This window comes from Herbiconiux sp., from assembly GCF_004297105.1.
Classification (GTDB): domain Bacteria; phylum Actinomycetota; class Actinomycetes; order Actinomycetales; family Microbacteriaceae; genus Herbiconiux.
In genome coordinates this window covers 1-20832 of the sequence record NZ_SCVE01000003.1, presented here as the reverse complement: position 1 = coordinate 20832, position 20832 = coordinate 1, and the positions used below count along the sequence as shown (strand labels likewise).

At 65.7% G+C, this 20832-nt stretch carries 14 protein-coding genes; 5 read left to right on the top strand and 9 right to left on the bottom strand.

The features are described from left to right. Positions 1-287 precede the first annotated feature (287 nt). The 9 genes from tyrS to rpoB form a co-directional block, all read right to left on the bottom strand. Positions 288-1598 (bottom strand): tyrosine--tRNA ligase, encoded by a 1311-nt coding sequence (gene tyrS / locus EPO52_RS01230; RefSeq protein ID WP_290800807.1) that lies wholly within the window; start codon positions 1596-1598, stop codon positions 288-290. 14 nt (positions 1599-1612) lie between these two features. Continuing rightward, positions 1613-2197, bottom strand: a complete 585-nt coding sequence (locus EPO52_RS01225; protein ID WP_290800805.1) for a tetratricopeptide repeat protein — start codon at positions 2195-2197, stop codon at positions 1613-1615. A gap of 532 nt (positions 2198-2729) precedes the next feature. Next, entirely contained in the window at positions 2730-3923 is a 1194-nt protein-coding gene (tuf, locus tag EPO52_RS01220; RefSeq protein WP_137838569.1) for an elongation factor Tu, read from the bottom strand. Between the two features lie 113 nt (positions 3924-4036). Then, complete coding sequence (gene fusA, locus EPO52_RS01215) at positions 4037-6151, bottom strand: elongation factor G (protein WP_290800801.1); 2115 nt, start codon at positions 6149-6151, stop codon at positions 4037-4039. Between the two features lie 45 nt (positions 6152-6196). Beyond that, positions 6197-6667: a 30S ribosomal protein S7 gene (rpsG, locus tag EPO52_RS01210; protein ID WP_290800799.1), complete on the bottom strand. Its 471-nt coding sequence runs from the start codon at positions 6665-6667 to the stop codon at positions 6197-6199. After that, positions 6667-7041: a 30S ribosomal protein S12 gene (rpsL, locus tag EPO52_RS01205; RefSeq protein WP_056734914.1), complete on the bottom strand. Its 375-nt coding sequence runs from the start codon at positions 7039-7041 to the stop codon at positions 6667-6669. The genes rpsG and rpsL overlap by 1 nt, the downstream gene beginning before the upstream one ends. A 294-nt stretch (positions 7042-7335) precedes the next feature. Further along, positions 7336-8466, bottom strand: a complete 1131-nt coding sequence (locus EPO52_RS01200) for a hypothetical protein (RefSeq protein ID WP_290800793.1) — start codon at positions 8464-8466, stop codon at positions 7336-7338. A gap of 73 nt (positions 8467-8539) precedes the next feature. Then, positions 8540-12418: a DNA-directed RNA polymerase subunit beta' gene (gene rpoC / locus EPO52_RS01195; protein ID WP_290800792.1), complete on the bottom strand. Its 3879-nt coding sequence runs from the start codon at positions 12416-12418 to the stop codon at positions 8540-8542. Between the two features lie 42 nt (positions 12419-12460). Next, positions 12461-15949, bottom strand: a complete 3489-nt coding sequence (rpoB, locus tag EPO52_RS01190) for a DNA-directed RNA polymerase subunit beta (RefSeq protein WP_290800789.1) — start codon at positions 15947-15949, stop codon at positions 12461-12463. Between the two features lie 248 nt (positions 15950-16197). Between rpoB and EPO52_RS01185 the strand changes: the two genes are divergently transcribed. The 5 genes from EPO52_RS01185 (at position 16198) to EPO52_RS01165 (ending at position 20451) form a co-directional block, all read left to right on the top strand. Next, positions 16198-17046 carry a DUF817 domain-containing protein gene (locus tag EPO52_RS01185; RefSeq protein WP_290800787.1) on the top strand — a complete coding sequence of 283 codons (849 nt, stop codon included), beginning with the start codon at positions 16198-16200 and terminating at the stop codon, positions 17044-17046. 9 nt (positions 17047-17055) lie between these two features. Next, positions 17056-17955, top strand: coding sequence for a fused MFS/spermidine synthase (locus EPO52_RS01180; RefSeq protein WP_290800785.1), 900 nt, complete (start codon positions 17056-17058; stop codon positions 17953-17955). A 141-nt stretch (positions 17956-18096) separates the two neighbouring features. Continuing rightward, entirely contained in the window at positions 18097-19260 is a 1164-nt protein-coding gene (locus EPO52_RS01175) for a PQQ-dependent sugar dehydrogenase (protein WP_290800782.1), read from the top strand. A gap of 203 nt (positions 19261-19463) precedes the next feature. Beyond that, positions 19464-19952, top strand: coding sequence for a hypothetical protein (locus tag EPO52_RS01170; protein WP_290800780.1), 489 nt, complete (start codon positions 19464-19466; stop codon positions 19950-19952). A gap of 7 nt (positions 19953-19959) precedes the next feature. Next, entirely contained in the window at positions 19960-20451 is a 492-nt protein-coding gene (locus EPO52_RS01165) for a SprT-like domain-containing protein (RefSeq protein ID WP_290800778.1), read from the top strand. Positions 20452-20832 lie beyond the last annotated feature (381 nt).

The following is a 20832-nucleotide window of genomic DNA, read 5'->3' as shown; positions in this document are numbered from 1 at the left end:
ACGGGTTTTTGGCATTTGACATTGTGCACGCTGTTGAGTTCTCAAGGATCGGATGCACCAGCCACACCCCTCAGGGCGACTCTCCGGGCAACTTCTCAACCCTACCACTTCATCGAGCTCAGTCAAATCGACTGAATCTGATTCGGATTCTGTAGGGGTTCTGGTCTCCACTTGAGGCCGGCAAGCTCTTCCGCTTCTTCCGCACCTGTGGGGTGACGAGGGATTACATTACGCGGATGTTTCGCACCCTCGCAAATCGCGCTGCGACCCGGGCGTGTCGCGCCGAATCACTCCGCTGCCGTGAGGCCGGCAAGGGTCTTCTTGCCGCGTCGCAACACCGCGAATCCGCCTGCGAGAAGAGAGCCCGCCACCTGCACGGATTCGTCGGCCACCTTCACGTTGTTCAGGTAGACACCGCCCTGCGCGATGGCACGGCGGGCCTCGCTCAGGCTCGCGACCAATCCCGTACCGAGGAGAGCATCCGTGATGGTGGTCTCCCTGGTGACGGCGAACGACGGAAGCTCCGCGATGGCCGCCCCGAGAGTATCGGACGACAGGGCCGCGAGGTCTCCCTGCCCGAAGAGAGCGCCTGCAGCCGCGATCGCGGAATCGGTTGCCGGCACGCCATGCACGAGAGCCGTGACCTCGTAGGCGAGGGTGCGCTGCGCCTCCCGTCGGAAGGGCTCGGTCTCGACCGCCCTCTCGAGCACCTCGAGTTCGGCTCGGGACAGAAACGTGAAGATCTTCAGACGTTCGATCACATCGGCATCGTCGGTATTGAGCCAGAACTGGTAGAACGCGTACGGGCTCGTGAGCGCAGGATCGAGCCAGACGGCATTGCCCTCGCTCTTGCCGAACTTGGTGCCGTCCGAATTCGTGATGAGTGGAGTACCGATGGCGTGCACGCTCACGCCCTCGGCGCGATGAATGAGATCGGTGCCGCTCGTGAGGTTGCCCCACTGATCGCTGCCGCCCGTTTGCAGCACACATCCGTAGCTCCGGTAGAGCTCGAGGAAGTCCATGCCCTGCAGGATCTGGTAGCTGAACTCGGTGTAGCTGATGCCGGCATCGGAATTCAGTCGCGCGGAGACCGCATCCTTTTTCAGCATGGTGCCCACGCGGAAGTATTTGCCGATGTCGCGCAGGAAGTCGATCGCGGAGAGCGGCGCCGTCCAGTCGAGATTGTTGACCATACGCGCCGCGTTGTCCCCTTCGAAACTCAGGAAGCGCGCGACCTGACCCTGAAGGTAGCCGACCCACTCGGCGACGGTCTCCTTGGTGTTGAGCGTGCGCTCCGCCGAGGGGCGCGGGTCACCGATCAGACCGGTCGAACCTCCCACTAGACCGAGCGGCTTGTGGCCGGCCAGCTGAAGTCGGCGCATCACCAGAATCTGCACCAGGTTGCCCAGGTGCAAGCTCGGCGCGGTGGGGTCGAACCCGCAGTAGAAGGTGATCGGCGGGCCGCTCAGGAGGGCCTTCAACTCCCCCGCATCGGTGGAGACGTGCACGAGGCCGCGATAGTTCAGTTCGTCCCACACGTCGGCGAACGACGAGTCGTTCTGCTGTGGACGGATTGCGGCAATCGGAGTCTCTGACACGGGACAGCAGTTTACTAGCCCGACCGCCGCCCACCGCATCGTTCCAGGACCTGTGCGGCGCGCTCTCGGAGCGCGGGGAACACCTCTTCGAGCCCCGCCAGGGATCCCAGCACTGTCGCCGCCCATCGACGGGCCGCCGCAAAGTCACCCGCGCGTTCCTCCAGTTCGGCCAAGAGCACGCCGGCTTCGTCCTTGCGGTATCCCACCGCTCGCATCATTTCGCGAGTCATCCCGAGCACTCCGCGCGCTGCCTCGAGATCACCGAGGCCCATCAGGGCTCGTGCCCGCAGCAGGTCGACATCGCCGACACCGGGCAAGGTTGCCAACTCGGTGAGCGCGTCGAGCTCACTGAGCGCCTCTGCATAGTCTCCGGATGCGACCAACTCCTGCGCGAGCAGGTAACGCCGGTCTTCCACACGTCTTCGCTGCGAATCGAGCCCGGCGATTCCCAGCGCGAGGAGTTCGCGCCGGAGCGCGAGCATCCACGGCGTCCCCGACCTCCCCGTGCCGTGCACCGCCAGGACCACCAGACGACTTTCGCGATCCAGGTGCTTGCGGGGAATCTTCGGGGGCCCGCTCCAACCGCGATCCAGAGTCATTCTCACTTTATAGCGCGATTCGGCGCACGAAGGAACGACAAAGGGCCACGCACTAGGCGCAACCCTTTGTGTGACGCCGCGTGCTGCTCTTTGATCGTGGTGACGGTACCGGCACCGGCGATGCGGTCACCCTCACGGATCGCGAAGCCGAGGCCTCCTCCGTCGCGATCGGCTGGATCAGCGCGACCGTGATGTCGGGTCACCCAGCTGCTTCGCCGCCGCCAGCCCGCTTCGCACAGCAGCAGGCCAGTCATGCGCGACTCCGTAGGTGCGCTGCGCTCGAAGCCAGCAGTGACGAGCTGTCCCTTGGCGGCCCAGCTCGTCCAGGATTGCTGCCACGAGCTCCGATGTCTCAGCACCATTCACCGCGGAGGCACCGTGACGGAGTTGAAGCCACAGCGATGAGATGGCCGCATCGAGAGCAGCGACATCCTCGCCCATGTCCCTGCCCATTGGGTCAGGATGCGGGAGCCACGCAACGCGAAAGGGCCGTGCCCGGAGGCACGGCCCTTCGCGTGTAGTGAAAGAGCTACTACTTGTTGATCTTGGTGACGGTACCGGCACCGACGGTGCGGCCACCCTCACGGATCGCGAAGCCGAGGCCCTCTTCCATCGCGATCGGCTGGATCAGCGCGACCGTGATGTCGGTGGTGTCGCCGGGCATGACCATCTCGGTGCCCTCGGGCAGCGTGATGACGCCGGTGACGTCGGTGGTGCGGAAGTAGAACTGCGGGCGGTAGTTCGTGTAGAAGGGGTTGTGACGCCCACCCTCATCCTTCGACAGGATGTACGCGGTGCCCTCGAAGTCGGTGTGCGGCGTGACCGAACCCGGCTTGACGACGACCTGGCCGCGCTCCACGTCTTCGCGCTTGGTGCCGCGGAGAAGCAGACCACAGTTCTCGCCGGCCCATGCCTCGTCGAGCTGCTTGTGGAACATCTCGATACCGGTGACCGTGGTCTTCTGGGTCGGGCGGATGCCGACGATCTCGACCTCGGAGTTGATGGCGAGGGTTCCACGCTCGGCGCGGCCCGTGACGACGGTTCCACGACCGGTGATCGTGAAGACGTCCTCGATCGGCATCAGGAACGGCTTGTCCTTGTCGCGGATCGGGTCGGGGATCGACTCGTCGACGGCGTCCATGAGGTCGAGGATGGACTGGGTCCACTTCTCGTCACCCTCGAGGGCCTTGAGGCCCGAGACGCGCACGACGGGGGCGTCGTCGCCATCGAAGTTCTGGCTGGAGAGCAGCTCGCGAACCTCGAGCTCGACGAGCTCCAGGATCTCCTCGTCGTCGACCATGTCGGCCTTGTTCAGCGCGACGAGCAGGTAGGGGACGCCGACCTGCTTGGCGAGCAGAACGTGCTCACGGGTCTGAGCCATCGGGCCGTCGGTGGCGGCGACCACGAGGATCGCGCCGTCCATCTGAGCAGCACCGGTGATCATGTTCTTGATGTAGTCAGCGTGACCAGGAGCATCGACGTGAGCGTAGTGACGCTTGGGCGTCTCGTACTCGACGTGGGAGATGTTGATCGTGATGCCGCGCTGGCGCTCCTCAGGAGCGGAGTCGATCGACGCGAAGTCGCGCTGCACGTTGGTCGCCGACGGGAACTTGTCCGCCAGGACCTTCGAGATGGCCGCGGTAAGAGTGGTCTTACCGTGGTCAACGTGACCGATCGTTCCGATGTTGACGTGCGGCTTGGTCCGCTCGAACTTGGCCTTAGCCACTAGGTCCTCCTCAGGACTCTCATGCCGGACACCGGGTGCTGGATTGCATCCGGGATCAGGCGGGGGTGTGTTGATATTTTACGCGAACCTACGAGGTGCGCAGAACGAGGGTGTTATTCGCCCTTGTTCTTCTGGATGATCTCGTCGGCCACAGCCTTCGGGACCTCGGCGTAGCTCTCGAAGGTCATCGAGTACACCGCGCGGCCCGAGGTCTTCGACCTCAGGTCACCGATGTAGCCGAACATCTCCGACAGCGGGACGTGTGCACGGACGACCTTGACGCCCTGGGCGTCTTCCATCGACTGGATCTGGCCACGACGCGAGTTGAGGTCGCCGATGACGTCGCCCATGTACTCCTCGGGCGTGCGCACCTCGACGGCCATCAGCGGCTCGAGCAGAACAGGGCTGGCCTTGCGAGCCGCTTCCTTGAACGCCATCGAACCGGCGATCTTGAACGCCATCTCCGAGGAGTCGACATCGTGCGAGGCTCCATCGAGCAGGGTCGCCTTGACGCCCACCATGGGGTAGCCCGCGAGCACACCCACCTGGAGAGCATCCTGGATCCCGGCGTCGACCGAAGGAATGTACTCGCGCGGAACGCGACCACCCGTGACCTTGTTCTCGAACTCGTAGACCGTCTCCGCGGTGACCTCGAGAGGCGCGATGGCGATCTGGATCTTCGCGAACTGGCCGGAACCACCGGTCTGCTTCTTGTGCGTGTAGTCGTGACGCTCGACGGTCTTGCGGATCGTCTCGCGGTAGGCCACCTGGGGCTTGCCCACGTTGGCCTCGACGTTGAACTCGCGCTTCATGCGGTCGACCAGGATGTCGAGGTGGAGCTCGCCCATTCCCTTGATGACCGTCTGACCGGTCTCCTGGTTCTGCTCCGTGCGGAAGGTCGGGTCTTCTTCAGCGAGCTTCTGGATGGCGACACCCAGCTTCTCCTGGTCGGCCTTGGTCTTCGGCTCGATCGCGACCTCGATGACCGGCTCCGGGAACGTCATCGACTCGAGGACGATCTGGTTCGACGGGTCGCTCAGGGTGTCACCGGTGGTGGTGTCCTTCAGGCCGATGACCGCGTAGATGTGACCGGCGGTGACCGAGTCGACCGGGTTCTCCTTGTTGGAGTGCATCTGGAAGATCTTGCCGATGCGCTCCTTCTTGCCCTTGGTCGAGTTCATGACCTGGCCGCCGGAGTCGAGGTGACCCGAGTACACGCGGATGTAGGTGAGACGACCGAAGAACGGGTGAACGGCGACCTTGAATGCAAGGGCCGCGAACGGGTCCTTCGGGTCGGGGTGACGCTCGACGACGATCTCCTCGTCGCGGATGTCGTGACCCTCGGTGGCCGGCACGTCGAGCGGCGACGGCAGGTAGTCGACGACAGCATCGAGCATCGGCTGCACGCCGCGGTTCTTGAACGCGGAGCCGCAGAGCACGGGGTAGATCTCGCTGTTGACGGTGAGCTTGCGGATCGCGCCCTTGATCTCGGCGACGGTCAGCTCCTCGCCACCGAAGAACTTCTCGAGCAGAGCGTCGTCGGTCTCGGCGACGGTCTCGAGGAGGAGCTGACGGTACTCGTCGGCCTTCTCCTTGAGGTCGGCCGGGATCTCCTCGATCTCGTACTTGGCACCCATCTGCACGTCACCCTTGGCGTCTCCGCGCCAGGTGAGGGCACGCATCTCGACCAGGTCGACGACGCCCTCGAAGGACGACTCCGCACCGATCGGGAGCTGGATCACGAGAGGCTTGGCACCCAGGCGGTTGATGATCGTGTCGACCGTGAAGTAGAAGTCGGCGCCCAGCTTGTCCATCTTGTTGACGAAGCAGATGCGGGGCACGTTGTACTTGTCGGCCTGACGCCACACCGTCTCGGACTGGGGCTCGACGCCCTCCTTGCCGTCGAAGACGGCGACCGCACCGTCGAGCACGCGGAGCGAGCGCTCCACCTCGACCGTGAAGTCGACGTGACCCGGGGTGTCGATGATGTTGATCTGGTTCTTGTTCCAGAAGCAGGTCGTCGCGGCCGACGTGATCGTGATGCCGCGCTCCTGCTCCTGAGCCATCCAGTCCATGGTGGCAGCGCCGTCGTGCACCTCACCGATCTTGTGCGTGATACCCGTGTAGAACAGGATGCGCTCGGTCGTGGTGGTCTTGCCGGCATCGATGTGAGCCATGATGCCGATGTTGCGGACCTTGTTCAGGTCGGTGAGCACGTCCTGTGCCACGGATATCCTCCGAAAGGGTAAAAGCGAAAAGAGAGAGGCGAGCGACTACCAGCGGTAGTGCGCGAATGCCTTGTTCGACTCCGCCATCTTGTGGGTGTCTTCACGACGCTTGACAGCGGCGCCCAGACCGTTGGACGCGTCGAGGATCTCGTTGGTGAGACGCTCGGTCATCGTCTTCTCGCGGCGGGCCTTCGCGTAGGTGGTGAGCCAGCGCAGTGCGAGGGTGTTGGCGCGGTGAGGCTTGACCTCGATCGGCACCTGGTAGGTCGAACCACCGACGCGGCGGCTGCGGACCTCGAGCGTGGGGCGCACGTTGTCGAGCGCCTTCTTCAGCGTGACAACCGCATCCTGGCCGTTCTTGCCGGCGACGCCTTCGAGAGCCTCGTACACGATGCGCTCAGCGGTGGCCTTCTTGCCATCGAGGAGGATCTTGTTGACGAGCTGGCTGACGATCGGCGCACCGTAGACGGGGTCGGCGACAACGGGACGCTTCGGGGCGGGACCCTTGCGAGGCATTACTTCTTCTCCATCTTCGCGCCGTAACGGCTGCGAGCCTGCTTGCGGTTCTTCACGGCCTGCGTGTCGAGCGCGCCGCGGATGATCTTGTAGCGAACGCCGGGGAGGTCTTTCACACGACCGCCGCGCACGAGCACCATCGAGTGCTCCTGCAGGTTGTGGCCCTCACCGGGGATGTAAGCGGTGACCTCGGTGCCGTTCGACAGCTTGACGCGGGCGACCTTGCGAAGCGCGGAGTTCGGCTTCTTGGGGGTGGTGGTGTACACACGGGTGCACACGCCGCGCTGCTGGGGGTTGGCCTTGAGGGCGGGCGCCTTGGTCTTGGTGACCTTGGGGGTGCGACCCTTGCGGACCAACTGCTGAATGGTTGGCACTACTTACTCCTTGTATTCGTAACGCTCAGTGTCTGTCGGGCACGGACATCCGGAACCCGTTCGTTCACACCCTGGCTGCCATGTGGCGTGTCGAGGATGTTGTGACCCACCGGCGGTACAAAATGGTTCTGATATCGCTGGTTGGTGGAGCAGTGGGAACTTTCGTTCTGCTTCGCTCAAAAATCTGGGCATGCAAGTATGCACACACCCGGAAAATAATAGCCTCTAGACCCCCTGCGGTCAAATGACCGTGAGGCCAGACGCCCTGGGGAGGGCGAATGGGACTTCGTGATGTTACCAGTTCGTGGGCGGTGCCGCCTGGGCGGCCTCCGCGGCCGCACGGGCGTCTTGCTGGCTACGAGTGAACTCGGCACGCGCCGCGGCGTTGTCGGCCTTGACGCTGCGGGCCCGCAGGGCGATCCAGATGCCGATCCAGATGGTGACCTCACGCGCCACGATCGCGCCGGCGAGGGTCAGCGGGTCCATGGTGAGCGACCGCACGAAGTCGTACTGCTCCTGGGGCTGCATGGTCCACGCCTGCACGTGGATGAGGGCACCGGCGATCCCGGCGACGTAGACCAGCACCGCCACGAAGAAGCCGCCGAAGACGTAGACCCACCAGCCGGCTCGGTTGAAGATCAGCACGATCAGGATGAGCATGATCGCGTAGACGACCACCGGCACGATGAATGCCGCCGTGGCAAGGAAGCTGAGGAACGCAGAGACCGCATTCGTGCCCGAACCGCTGAGGCTGAGGGAGATGACGACGAAGGACACCGCGGCGAAGACCACGGCGAAGACGATGGTACCCACGAGCGAGATGAGCACTCCCCCACCGCGATTGCTGCGGAGTTTAGGTTGCTCGGGGGCGAGGATCTGCTGCGGCACGGGCTGGTACATCGGTGGATAGGCCGCGACACCCGCACCGGCTCCGGCCACGACCGCTGCCGGAGCGGCCGGCGTAGCGAAGGCGGCGGCGGGGTACGGGGTGGGCTGGGGCTCCGCGACGGCCACGGGCTCCGATGAGGTGACGTAGGGCCCACCCTGGGGCTCCCGCTCGTAGGCGATCACCGCCTGCTCGGCGATGGGGGCACCGGACTCGGTGACCACGTAGGGGCCACCCAGCGGCTCCCTGGTGGCCGTCTGATCGACGATGGGCTCGGCCGGTGCATCCGTGCGCTCCACGACCCCGAGCTCTTCGCTCTCTTCCGGAGCGGGCTCCTCGGAAGCGACGGGGGCGGCCGGTGCGGCGGTGGGCTGATCGACGGGCGGCAGATCGGCGGCGGCAGGCGCCTGCCACGCCGGGATCTCAGGGAGCGGTGGAGTGACGGGTGCGGCGGCCTGCGAACCGGGCTCGACTGCGTCGGCGCCGTCGTTCCGCATGGGGAACTCCGGCTTGTCGTTCGGTCGGTCGTCGCTGCTCATGGCGACACCCTACCAACGAAACAGCCCCCGGAGCGGGAAGGCTGCGGGGGCTGTTTCGTGGGTCGGAAACTTACTAGTTGTAGGTGCCCGGGGTGTAGTCGTCGCTCGAGAACGAGTCGAAATCGACGAACGAGAGGTCGGCCTCCGAGAACACCGAATCATCCGTGAAGATGCGGTTCGGGTAGCGCTCGGCCTTGGCCTCTTCGGTCGCCTCGACGGTGACGTTGCGGTACTTCTGGAGACCGGTTCCGGCCGGGATCAGCTTTCCGATGATCACGTTCTCCTTCAGGCCCATCAGCGGGTCGGACTTGCCCTCCATGGCGGCCTGCGTGAGAACACGCGTGGTCTCCTGGAACGACGCGGCCGACAGCCACGACTCGGTCGCGAGCGAGGCCTTGGTGATACCCATGACCTCCTGGCGAGCCGAAGCGGGACGCTTGCCCTCGGCCAGCGTGGCGCGGTTCACCTCGGTGTAACGCGCCCGGTCGACGAGCTCGCCCGGCAGCAGGTCGGTGTCGCCGTGCTCGACGACGGTGACCTTGCGGAGCATCTGCCGGACGATGACCTCGATGTGCTTGTCGTGGATCGGCACACCCTGCGAACGGTAGACGCCCTGCACACCGCCGACGAGGTGCTTCTGCACCTCGCGCACGCCCTTGACGCGAAGGACTTCCTTCGGGTCGACGGCGCCGACGATGAGCTGCTGACCGAGCTCCACGTGCTGCCCGTCCTCGATGAGGAGGGTGGCACGCTTCAGCACCGGGTAGGCGATGGCCTCGTCGCCGTTGTCGGGCGTGAGGATCACCTTGCGGCTGCGGTCGGTGTCTTCGATCGTGACGCGGCCGGCAGCCTCGACGATCGGCGACGCACCCTTGGGGGTGCGGGCCTCGAAGAGCTCCTGGACACGGGGCAGACCCTGGGTGATGTCATCAGCGGATGCGGAACCACCGGTGTGGAAGGTACGCATCGTGAGCTGCGTGCCGGGCTCACCGATCGACTGGGCCGCGATGATGCCGACGGCCTCTCCGATGTCGACGAGGTTGCCGGTGGCGAGCGAGCGGCCGTAGCAGGTCGCACACACACCGACGGCGGACTCGCAGGTCAGCACCGAGCGCACCTTGATGGTGCGGACACCGGCAGCGACCAGCTTGTCGATCAGCACGTCTCCGACGTCGTCTCCGGCCTCGGCCACGACCTCACCCTTCTCGTTCACCGCGTCAGCGGCGAGCGAGCGGGCGTAGACCGAGTTCTCGACGTTGTCGTCGCGAGTCCAGACGCCATCGGCGCCCTCGATCGCGATCGGCAGGTCGAGACCACGGCCGGTGCCGCAGTCGGGCTCGCGGATGATGACATCCTGCGAGACATCGACCAGACGACGGGTGAGGTACCCCGAGTCGGCCGTACGGAGGGCCGTGTCGGCCAGACCCTTACGGGCACCGTGCGTCGCGATGAAGTACTCCGCCACCGACAGACCCTCGCGGTACGAGGAGATGATCGGACGAGGGATGATCTCACCCTTCGGGTTGTTCACGAGGCCTCGCATACCGGCGATGTTGCGCACCTGCAGCCAGTTACCACGCGCACCCGAGGTGACCATGCGGTTGATCGTGTTGTCGACCGGGAAGTTCGCGCGCATGGCTGCGGCTACTTCATCCGTGGCCTTCGTCCAGATCTGGATGAGCTCCTGGCGACGCTCGAGGTCGGTCGTGAGACCCTTCTCGAACTGCCCCTGGACCTTGGCGGCCTGCTTCTCGTAACCCTGGACGATCTCCCGCTTGTTCGGCGGGGTCAGGATGTCGGAGAGCGCGACGGTCACACCGGAACGGGTGGCCCAGTAGAAGCCGGCGTCCTTGATGCGGTCGAGCGACGCAGCGACCTCCACCTTCGGGTACCGCTCCGCGAGGTCGTTGACGATCGCGGAGATGGCGCCCTTGTCGGCCACCTGCTGCATGTAGGGGTAGTCGGCCGGCAGCGCCTCGTTGAAGAGCGCACGGCCGAGGGTGGTCTCGAGCAGCACGGGGCCGCCCTCGTAACCCTCGGGGCCTTCGCCCTCACCGAAGTGCACGTCGCTCATACGGATCTTGACGACCGCATTGAGATCGAGCGACCCCTGGTCTTTGGCCATGAGCGCCTCGGCCACCGTGGAGAACGAGCGGCCTTCGCCGATCGCGCCTTCCTTGATGGTGGTGAGGTGGTGCAGGCCGATGATCATGTCCTGCGTGGGCAGGGTGACCGGACGGCCGTCGGACGGCTTCAGGATGTTGTTCGACGCGAGCATCAGGATGCGCGCCTCGGCCTGGGCCTCGACCGACAGCGGGAGGTGGACGGCCATCTGGTCGCCGTCGAAGTCCGCGTTGAACGCGGCACACACGAGCGGGTGCAGCTGGATCGCCTTGCCCTCCACGAGCTGAGGCTCGAAGGCCTGGATGCCGAGACGGTGCAGCGTGGGTGCGCGGTTCAGCAGCACGGGGCGCTCGCGGATGATCTCCTCGAGCACGTCCCACACCTGCGGACGGCTGCGCTCGACCATGCGCTTCGCGGCCTTGATGTTCTGAGCGTGGCTCAGGTCGATCAGGCGCTTGATCACGAAGGGCTTGAAGAGCTCCAGAGCCATCTGCTTGGGCAGACCGCACTGGTGCAGCTTGAGCTGCGGACCCACGATGATGACCGAACGACCGGAGTAGTCGACGCGCTTGCCGAGCAGGTTCTGGCGGAAACGACCCTGCTTTCCCTTGAGCATGTCGCTCAGGGACTTCAGGGCGCGGTTGCCGGTACCCGTGACGGGACGACCACGACGGCCGTTGTCGAACAGGGCGTCGACGGCCTCCTGCAGCATGCGCTTCTCGTTGTTGACGATGATCTCGGGGGCACCGAGGTCGAGCAGACGACGAAGACGGTTGTTGCGGTTGATCACACGACGGTAGAGGTCGTTGAGGTCGGAGGTCGCGAAGCGGCCACCATCCAGCTGCACCATCGGGCGAAGCTCCGGCGGGATCACAGGGACCACGTCGAGCACCATCGCGGCCGGCGAGTTGCCGGTCGCGAGGAACGACGACACGACACGGAGTCGCTTGATCGCACGGATCTTCTTCTGGCCCTTGCCCTCGGAGATCTGAAGGCGCAGGTTCTCGCCCTCGGTCACCAGGTCGAAGGCCTCGAGGCGCTTCTTGATGGCCTCCGCGCCCATGTAGGCCTCGAAGTACATCCCGTAGCGGTCCTGGAGCTCGTGGAAGATCGAGTCCTCGGGCTTGAGCTCGCCCACCTTGAGGTTGCGGAAGTCTTCCCACACACGCTCGAGCTGGGAGATCTGGTCGTCGTAGGCCTTGCGGGTCTGCGACATCTCCTTCTCGGCGCCGTCTTTCGTGCGGCGCTTCTGATCGGCCTTCGCGCCCTCGTTCTCGAGCTCAGCGAGGTCGGTCTCGAGGCGCGACAGGCGATCGGCGATGCGGGCGTCACGCTGGTCGGACAGGGTCTTGATCTCGAGGCGGAGCTCGTTCTCAAGGCCGGGCATGTCTTCGTGACGGCCGTCTTCGTCGACCGAGATGATCATGTACGCGGCGAAGTAGATGACCTTCTCGAGGTCTTTCGGCGCCATGTCGAGCAGGTAGCCCAAGCGCGAGGGAACGCCCTTGAAGTACCAGATGTGGGTGACGGGTGCGGCGAGCTCGATGTGGCCCATGCGCTCACGACGGACGGAGCTCTTGGTGACCTCCACGCCGCAGCGCTCGCAGACGATGCCCTTGAAGCGCACTCGCTTGTACTTGCCGCAGGAACACCCCCAGTCACGGCTCGGCCCGAAGATCTGCTCTCCGAAGAGGCCGTCCTTCTCGGGCTTCAGCGTGCGGTAGTTGATGGTCTCGGGCTTCTTGACCTCACCGTGCGACCACTTGCGGATGTCGTCGGCCGTTGCGAGGCCGATCCGCAGCTCATCAAAAGTTGTTACGTCGAGCAATTTTCCTTCTCTCCTGGAAAAAGTCTTCTAGTGGTTGCCGGCTCAGATGTCGTCGATGGACGACGACTCGAAGCGGCTGGAGATGTTGATGCCGAGCTCCTCGGCGGCACGGAAGACCTCGTCGTCCGTGTCGCGCAGGCTCACCGCGGTGCCGTCGGCGGACAGCACCTCGACGTTCAGGCAGAGCGACTGCATCTCCTTGATGAGCACCTTGAAGGACTCGGGGATACCGGGCTCCTGGATGTTCTCACCCTTGACGATGGCTTCGTACACCTTCACGCGGCCCAGGATGTCGTCGGACTTGATGGTCAGGAGCTCCTGCAGGGCGTAGGCCGCACCGTATGCCTCGAGCGCCCACACCTCCATCTCACCGAATCGCTGTCCACCGAACTGCGCCTTACCACCCAGCGGCTGCTGCGTGATCATCGAGTACGGACCGGTCGAACGGGCGTGGATCTTGTCGTCGACCAGGTGGTGCAGCTTCAGGATGTACATGTAGCCGACCGAGACGGGCTCCGGGTACGGCTCGCCGGAGCGGCCGTCGAAGAGCTGCGTCTTGCCGGAGGAACCGATGAGACGCTCGCCGTCACGCGTGAGCGTGGTGGAGTCGAGCAGACCCGCGATCTCCTCCTCGGACGCGCCGTCGAACACCGGGGTGGCGACCTTCGTGCCGGGAGCAGCGGAACGCGCCTGCTCGGGCAGGTTCGCAGCCCACTTCGGCTTGCCGTCGACCTCCCAGCCCTGCTTGGCGATCCACCCGAGGTGGGTCTCCAGCACCTGGCCGAAGTTCATGCGGCCCGGGATACCCATGGGGTTGAGCACGATGTCGACGGGAGTTCCGTCGGCGAGGAAGGGCATGTCCTCCACGGGGAGGATCTTCGAGATGACGCCCTTGTTGCCGTGACGGCCGGCGAGCTTGTCACCCGCGGTGATCTTGCGCTTCTGGGCGATGTAGACCACGACGCGCTGGTTGACGCCCGAGCCGAGCTCGTCGTCGTTCTCGGCCGAGAACTCCTTGACGGCGATGATCGTACCCTCTTCACCGTGAGGCACCTTGAGGCTCGTGTCACGGACCTCGCGGGACTTCTCGTTGAAGATGGCGCGCAGCAGGCGCTCCTCGGCACTCAGCTCGGTCTCGCCCTTCGGCGTGACCTTGCCGACCAGGATGTCGCCGGGGCGCACCTCGGCACCGATGCGGATGATGCCGCGCTCGTCGAGGTCGGCGAGCAGCTCGGGGCTGACGTTCGGGAGATCACGGGTGATCTCCTCCTTGCCGAGCTTCGTGTCGCGGGCATCCACCTCGTACTCCTCGATGTGGATCGAGGAGAGCACGTCGTCTTTCACCAGGTTCTGGCTCAGGATGATCGCGTCTTCGAAGTTGTGACCCTCCCACGGCATGAACGCCACGAGGAGGTTCTTGCCGAGCGCGAGCTCGCCGTTCTCGGTGGCGGGACCATCGGCGATGACCTGGCCGACCTCGATGCGCTCACCCTCGGAGACGATGACGCGGTTGTTGTAGGACGTGCCCTGGTTCGAGCGGTCGAACTTGCGGAGGTAGTAGTCCTCGGTGCCGCCGTCGTCGAGCATGACGGTGACGACATCGGCCGACACCTCCTGCACGACACCCGCGTTGTTCGCGGTGACGACGTCGCCGGCGTCGATCGCGGCGAAGCCCTCCATACCGGTACCCACGAGAGGCGACTCGCTGCGGAGCAGCGGGACGGCCTGACGCTGCATGTTCGCACCCATGAGGGCGCGGTTCGCATCGTCGTGCTCGAGGAACGGGATGAGCGAGGTGGCCACCGACACCATCTGGCGCGGCGAGACATCCATGTAGCCGATGTCTTCAGCGGGGAAGAGGTCGACCTCTCCACCCTTCTTACGCGCGAGCACGCGACCCTCGGCGAACCTCGCGTCGCTCGTGAGCGGCGCGTTGGCCTGGGCGACGATGTACTCGTCTTCTTCAGAAGCGGTGAGGTAGTCGATGTTCGCCGTGACCACGCCGTCGACAACGCGACGGTAGGGGGTCTCGATGAAACCGAACGAGTTGATGCGCGCGAACGATGCGAGCGAACCGATGAGGCCGATGTTCGGGCCTTCCGGGGTCTCGATCGGGCACATGCGGCCGTAGTGTGACGGGTGAACGTCTCGCACCTCGACGCCGGCGCGCTCACGGCTCAGACCACCAGGGCCCAGCGCGGAGAGGCGACGCTTGTGCGTCAGGCCCGCGAGGGGGTTGTTCTGGTCCATGAACTGCGAGAGCTGCGACGTGCCGAAGAACTCCTTGATCGCGGCGACGACAGGGCGCACGTTGATCAGGGTCTGCGGGGTGATGGCCTCGATGTCCTGCGTGGTCATGCGCTCGCGGACGACGCGCTCCATGCGGGACAGACCGGTGCGCACCTGGTTCTGGATGAGCTCACCCACGGCGCGGATACGACGGTTGCCGAAGTGGTCGATGTCATCGACGTCGAGACGGATCTCGACCTTCTTGCCGTCGCGCACACCGGGAAGCACGGTCTGGTTGTCGTGAAGGGCGACCAGGTACTTGATGGTGGCGATGATGTCCTGGTTCGTGAGAACCGAGTCGCTCAGGGGCGCGTCGATGCCCAGCTTGCGGTTGATCTTGTAACGACCCACCTTCGCCAGGTCGTAGCGCTTCGAGTTGAAGTAGAAGTTGTCGAGCAGCGCACGCGCCGCCTCGGCAGCGACCTGCTCGCCCGGACGGAGCTTGCGGTAGATGTCTTTGAGGGCCTCTTCCTTCGTGAGGATCGAGTCCTTCTCGAGGGTGGCCTCGATCGACGCGTAGCCCTTGAACTCCTCGAGGATCTCCTCGGAGGTCAGGCCGAGGGCCTTGAGGAACACGGTGACCGACTGCTTGCGCTTGCGGTCGATGCGCACGCCGACCTGGTCGCGCTTGTCGATCTCGAACTCGAGCCAGGCGCCGCGGCTCGGGATGATGCGCGCCGAGTAGATGTCTTTGTCGGACGTCTTCTCGGGGGTGCGCTCGAAGTAGACACCGGGCGAACGCACGAGCTGTGACACGACGACACGCTCGGTGCCGTTGATGATGAAGGTGCCGCGCTCGGTCATCAGCGGGAAGTCGCCCATGAAGACGGTCTGCGTCTTGATCTCACCGGTCTGGTGGTTCATGAACTCGGCCTCGACGTAGAGGGGAGCCGCGTAGGTCTTGCCGCGCTCCTTGCACTCGTCGATGGTGTACTTCTCGGGCTCGAGGAACGGGCTCGTGAAGCTGAGCTGCATGGTCTCGCCGAGGTCTTCGATCGGGGAGATCTCCTCGAAGATCTCCTCGAGGCCGGATCGGCTGGCCAGGTCTTGACGACCGGCCTTCTTTGCTTCTGCGACGCGTGCCTTCCACACGTCGTTACCGACCAGCCAGTCGAAGCTCTCGGTCTGCAGAGCGAGCAGATCGGGAACCGTCAGCGTGTCGGTGATCTTGGCGAACGAGAGCCGTGAAGCGGCCCGACCGTTCTTGGGTGAAGTGGTGGTTGCGTTGCGCGCAGCAGCCAAGGAAATAACCTCCGTGGACCCCGTCGGGTCATGCGTTACTTACGGTCGATGTTGTTCGAGAACTCCGCAGATGTGGTCTGAACCCGCAATATGGTTCTAGAGTGTTGCTGCGTGTGAGACGCGCAGCTGCCGACCTCAATATGAAGGCATGGTTGTTCTGGGAGCGCAAAGAACCACTATAGGTGGAATCGACACGCCTGTCCAGTCGCAATCTTGACCAGATCAATTTTCTCCGGTATAACCGCGTGATGAGCGACGCGGAGCGGTTCTTAGAAGGCCGCTGGCGACGTATCCTCGCCTCCGCCCCGACGCGGGGCCCGGTCTCGTGGCTCGTCGAGTTCCTCGTGTTCGGTCTCAAGCAGGCCTGGGCCTGTGTGTTCGGTGGCGCCTTGCTCGCGGTCATCTTCGCGGCGCGGCTCTGGTACCCGGAGGATGCCGCGCTCGCGCGGAACGACTTCCTGACGCTGGCGGCGGTCGCCATCCAGATCGTGATGATCGCGACGAGACTGGAGACCTGGCGCGAGCTGCGGGTCGTGGTGCTGTTCCACATCGTGGGCACCGTGATGGAGATCTTCAAGACGGATGTCGGCTCCTGGGCCTACGGCGCCGACGGCTTCCTCCGCATCGCCGGCGTCCCGTTGTTCAGCGGTTTCATGTACGCCGCGGTCGGCTCGTACCTCGTTCGCGTGTACCGGCTGTTCGACCTGCGGTTCACGCGGTATCCGCCACTGTGGGTCACCGCGGTACTCGCCGGGCTCATCTACCTCAACTTCTTCACCCACCACTACATCTGGGACCTGCGGTGGGTGCTGCTCGTCGCGGTCGCACTGCTCTTCGCGCGGAGCATGATGCAATTCCGGGTGTTCCGGCGGGTCTACCGGATGCCCGTTCTTCTGGCCTTCGCGCTGGTGGCGCTGTTCATCTGGTTCGCCGAGAACATCGCCACGTTCTCGCAGGCGTGGAGCTACCCCGATCAGGAGGACGGCTGGCAGCTGGTGTCGATCACCAAGCTCGTGTCGTGGTTCCTCCTCATGATCATCTCCGTGGTGCTCGTGACCTGGGTGTATCCGCCGAAGGCGCCCGCGCCGCGCGAGTAGGGTCGAGGGGTGGTCAGGGATCGGGATGCGCGCGGCGGTGCCCCCGCGCATCCGTCGACGCGGCTGGCGGACGGGCTGCTCGCCACCATCGAGGAGGATCGGTTCCGGCCGGGCTCGCGCGTCTTGATCGTGGACGGCACACCGCAGTCGCATGTCGATCTGGAGGATCCCGAGTACCTCTCGTTCGAGTACGTGCGCCGGATCGGGCACGGCATCGACCTCGTGGCGGCCGAGGGCGAGCCGATCACGGCCGTGCACCTCGGCGGAGGCGCCTTCACCCTCCCCCGCTACGTGGAGGCCACGAGGCCCGGCTCACGGCAGCAGGTCGTGGAGATCGACAGCTCGCTCGTGGCGTTCGTGCGTGAGCACCTGCCTCTGCCGCGGGCCGCGAGCATCCGGGTGCGGCACGGCGACGCGCGCGAGGTGCTCGAGAAACTCCCTCCGGGGCTCCGTGGTACTGCGGACGTGGTCGTGGTCGACGTGTTCGCGGGCGCGCGCACCCCGGCGCACGTGACGAGTGCCGAGTTCTACGCGGCGGTCGCCGGCATCCTTGCCCCCGACGGGCTGGTGGCCGTGAACGTGGCCGACGGCGCGGGGCTCGCGTTCGCGCGTGGACAAGCGGCGACGTTGCAGCATGTGTTCGCCGATGTGGCGCTCGTGGTCGATCCGCAGATGCTCAAGGCCCGGCGCTTCGGGAACGTGGTGGCGTTCGCCTCGAACGCCCCGCTGCCGTTCGACCGGCTTCCCCGCCTGGTGGCGAGCGACCCCGTTCCCGCCAAGGTGGTGGCCGGGCGCGAACTGCACAACTTCATCGCGGGAGCCCCCGTGTCGACCGACCAGACGTCGACGAAGTCGCCCGCGCCGGCGCGCAGCATCTTCCAGGTGGGGCGGAAACCGGCCGACGGCTGATCTCGTCGTGTTCTGGACACCTCTTCTCCGGAAAGCTCTGCTCCTCCGGGACGCTCCGCCGGGATGCTCCGCCGATTCAGATGCTCTGCCGATTCAAATGAGCGAGGCGGAGACTGGAACGACACGACGGGGAGGAACGTCATGCGGAATCTGTATCGCCGGGTCGGGCTGACAGCGGCACTGGGCGTCTCCGCCCTCGTGCTCACAGGGTGCAGCACGTCACCCTCCTCGCCTCCGGCGACGACACCGACTGCGGCGGCCTCGCCGAGTTCCACGCCTTCGGCGACGGCTTCGGCCACGCCCACACCGGTCGCAGCGGACCTCGGGCCGCTCGTGCCCTCCGGCGACCCCGTGGCCGTCGCCTCGAACCTCCCCGCACCCTGGTCGATCGCCCAGCTGGCCGATGGGTCGATGTTCGTGAGCGAGCGCGATGACGGCGCGATCGTGGAGATCGTGAACGGGCAGGCGGTTCCCGTGGTCGTGGTGGCGGGGATGGCGGCGGCCGGCGAGGGCGGACTGCTCGGGATCGCGACGCTCGAGAGCGCATCCGGAACCTACCTCTACGCCATGTTCACGGCCTCGGGCGACAACCGGGTCGTGCGGTTCCCGCTCTCCGGCGCTCCCGGCGCGCACGCCGTCGGCGCCCAGGAGGACGTGTTGAGCGGCCTGCCGAAGGCCTCCAATCACAACGGCGGGCGGATCGCCTTCGGGCCCGACGGAATGCTCTACGTGACCGCCGGCGACGCCAGCCAGACGTCGAACGCGCAGAGCCTCGATTCGCTGGGCGGCAAGATCCTGCGGGTGACGCCCACGGGTGCCGTGCCCGCCGACAATCCGTTCCCGGGCTCGCCGATCTGGTCGCTCGGGCACCGCAATCCGCAGGGCATCGCGTGGGCGGCCGACGGCACGATGTGGGCCGCGGAGTTCGGGCAGGACACCTGGGACGAACTGAACCGCATCACGCCCGGTGGCAACTACGGCTGGCCGGTGGTCGAAGGGATCGGGAACGATGCGAACTACATCGACCCGGTTCAGCAGTGGCCCACGGATGACGCGAGCCCCTCGGGCATCGCGGTGGTGGGCGACACCGTCTTCATGGCGGGCCTCGGCGGCGAGCGCCTCTGGACCATCGGTTTCGACGGGGCCGCACAGGAGTGGTACGGCGGCCAGCTGGGGCGCATCCGGGATGTGGTGCGGGGTGACGGATCGTCGATCTATCTGCTCACCAACAACACGGACGGGCGCGGCGACCCGCGCCCGGGGGACGACGTTCTGTACCGGGTGAATCTGGTTCCGGCGGGCTGACGCCGCGTGCGCAACCTCTCCTGCACAGAGCGAGATGAGAGACGGTGTTCGCGACCTGCCGAGAGGATCCTGCAGGATCGCAGATGCGCTCGGTAGCCTTGACGCATCGGGATCCGAATCCCCGTGGTCACCCGCGTCTGCCCTGGCGCCGGCCTCGAAGCAGTACCCAGGAGCACGAACTGAGCATCATCACCGGCTACGACATGACCACCCTCCGCGAGAAGGTCGATGAACGCGCGGTGGGTGAGCGCCTCGACGAACTCGGACAGCTGCGGAGCCTCTCCGCCCTGAACGAGAAGGTCGTGCTGCTGCGCCTTGCGGGGCGCCTCGACGAGGCGTTCATCATCGCGAACGAAGCCGTTCGACAGGCGCGCTTCTCGGGCGACCGCGAGATGGCACTGGGGGCCCGCGTCCGTCGCGCCCAGGTGCAGCAGTACCAGGGCAAGTACGCCGCCGCACTGCAGGAGCTCGGGCTGTGCGTCGAGGAGGCGCAGAACCACGAGTGGGGTGCGCTCGAGGCCACCGCCACGCTCAGCCGCGGCAAGGTGCACTTCGAGATGGCCGACTACGAGTCGGCGCTGGTCGACTTCAAGGCGGCCGTCTTTCTCATGGAGCGGCAGGGAGCATCCATCGACCAGCTCGAGAGCTCTCTCGTGGCGGTCGCCGTGACCGAATCGTTCATCGGGGCCTGAGGCTGCCATGGCCGAGCTGTCACGGGTGACGACCTGGGCGAACGCCCTCATCGCCCTGCACCTCGAACCCGCCGTGTGGTCGTTCGGGTTCGACAACGCGAAGACCCGGGCGGGGCAGTGCAACTACACCGCCAAGAAGATCACGGTGTCGCGATATCTCGCGGCGCGGTATGACGACGACGAGATCCACCAGATCCTGCTGCACGAGATCGCGCACGCGATGGCCGGGTCGGCGGCCGGGCATGGCCCACGATGGGTGGCTGTGGCGCGCGAGATCGGCTACGAGGGCAAGCGGCTGCACGAGGGTGATCGCGCCGACGACCTCGCGCCCTGGGTGGGGCGGTGCCCCGCCGGGCACGAGTACTACCGGCACCGCCGGCCGAAGGCACGGCTCTCGTGCAGCCTCTGCGCACGGGGGTTCAGCTCGAGCCACCTCATCGTGTGGTCGCGGCGGGACGTGGCGGCCGTGCGACGCGAGTCGGTTCGCCAGGCGGGCTGACTCGCTTCGGCTTCGGCTTCGGCTTCGGCATCGGCTTCGGCTTCGGCTTCGGCGGGCAGCGTGCTGACGGTCTGAGGTGGCGTGCTGTCAGATCTGGGTGATTTGTCGAAGCCGCCCGGGGGCGGAGCGGGCCCGAGCCCGGCCCAGGGTGGAGCCGGCCTGGGCCGGAGCCAGCCCAAGATGGAACGGCCCGGGTCAGAGCCAGCCCAAGATGGAACGGCCCGGGTCAGAGCCAGCCCAAGATGGAACGGCCCGGGTCAGAGCCAGCCCAAGATGGAACGGCCCGGGTCAGAGCCAGCCCAGGACGGAACGGCCCGGGTCAGAGCCAGCCCAGGACGGAACGGCCCGGGTCAGAGCCAGCCCAGGACGGAACGGCCCGGG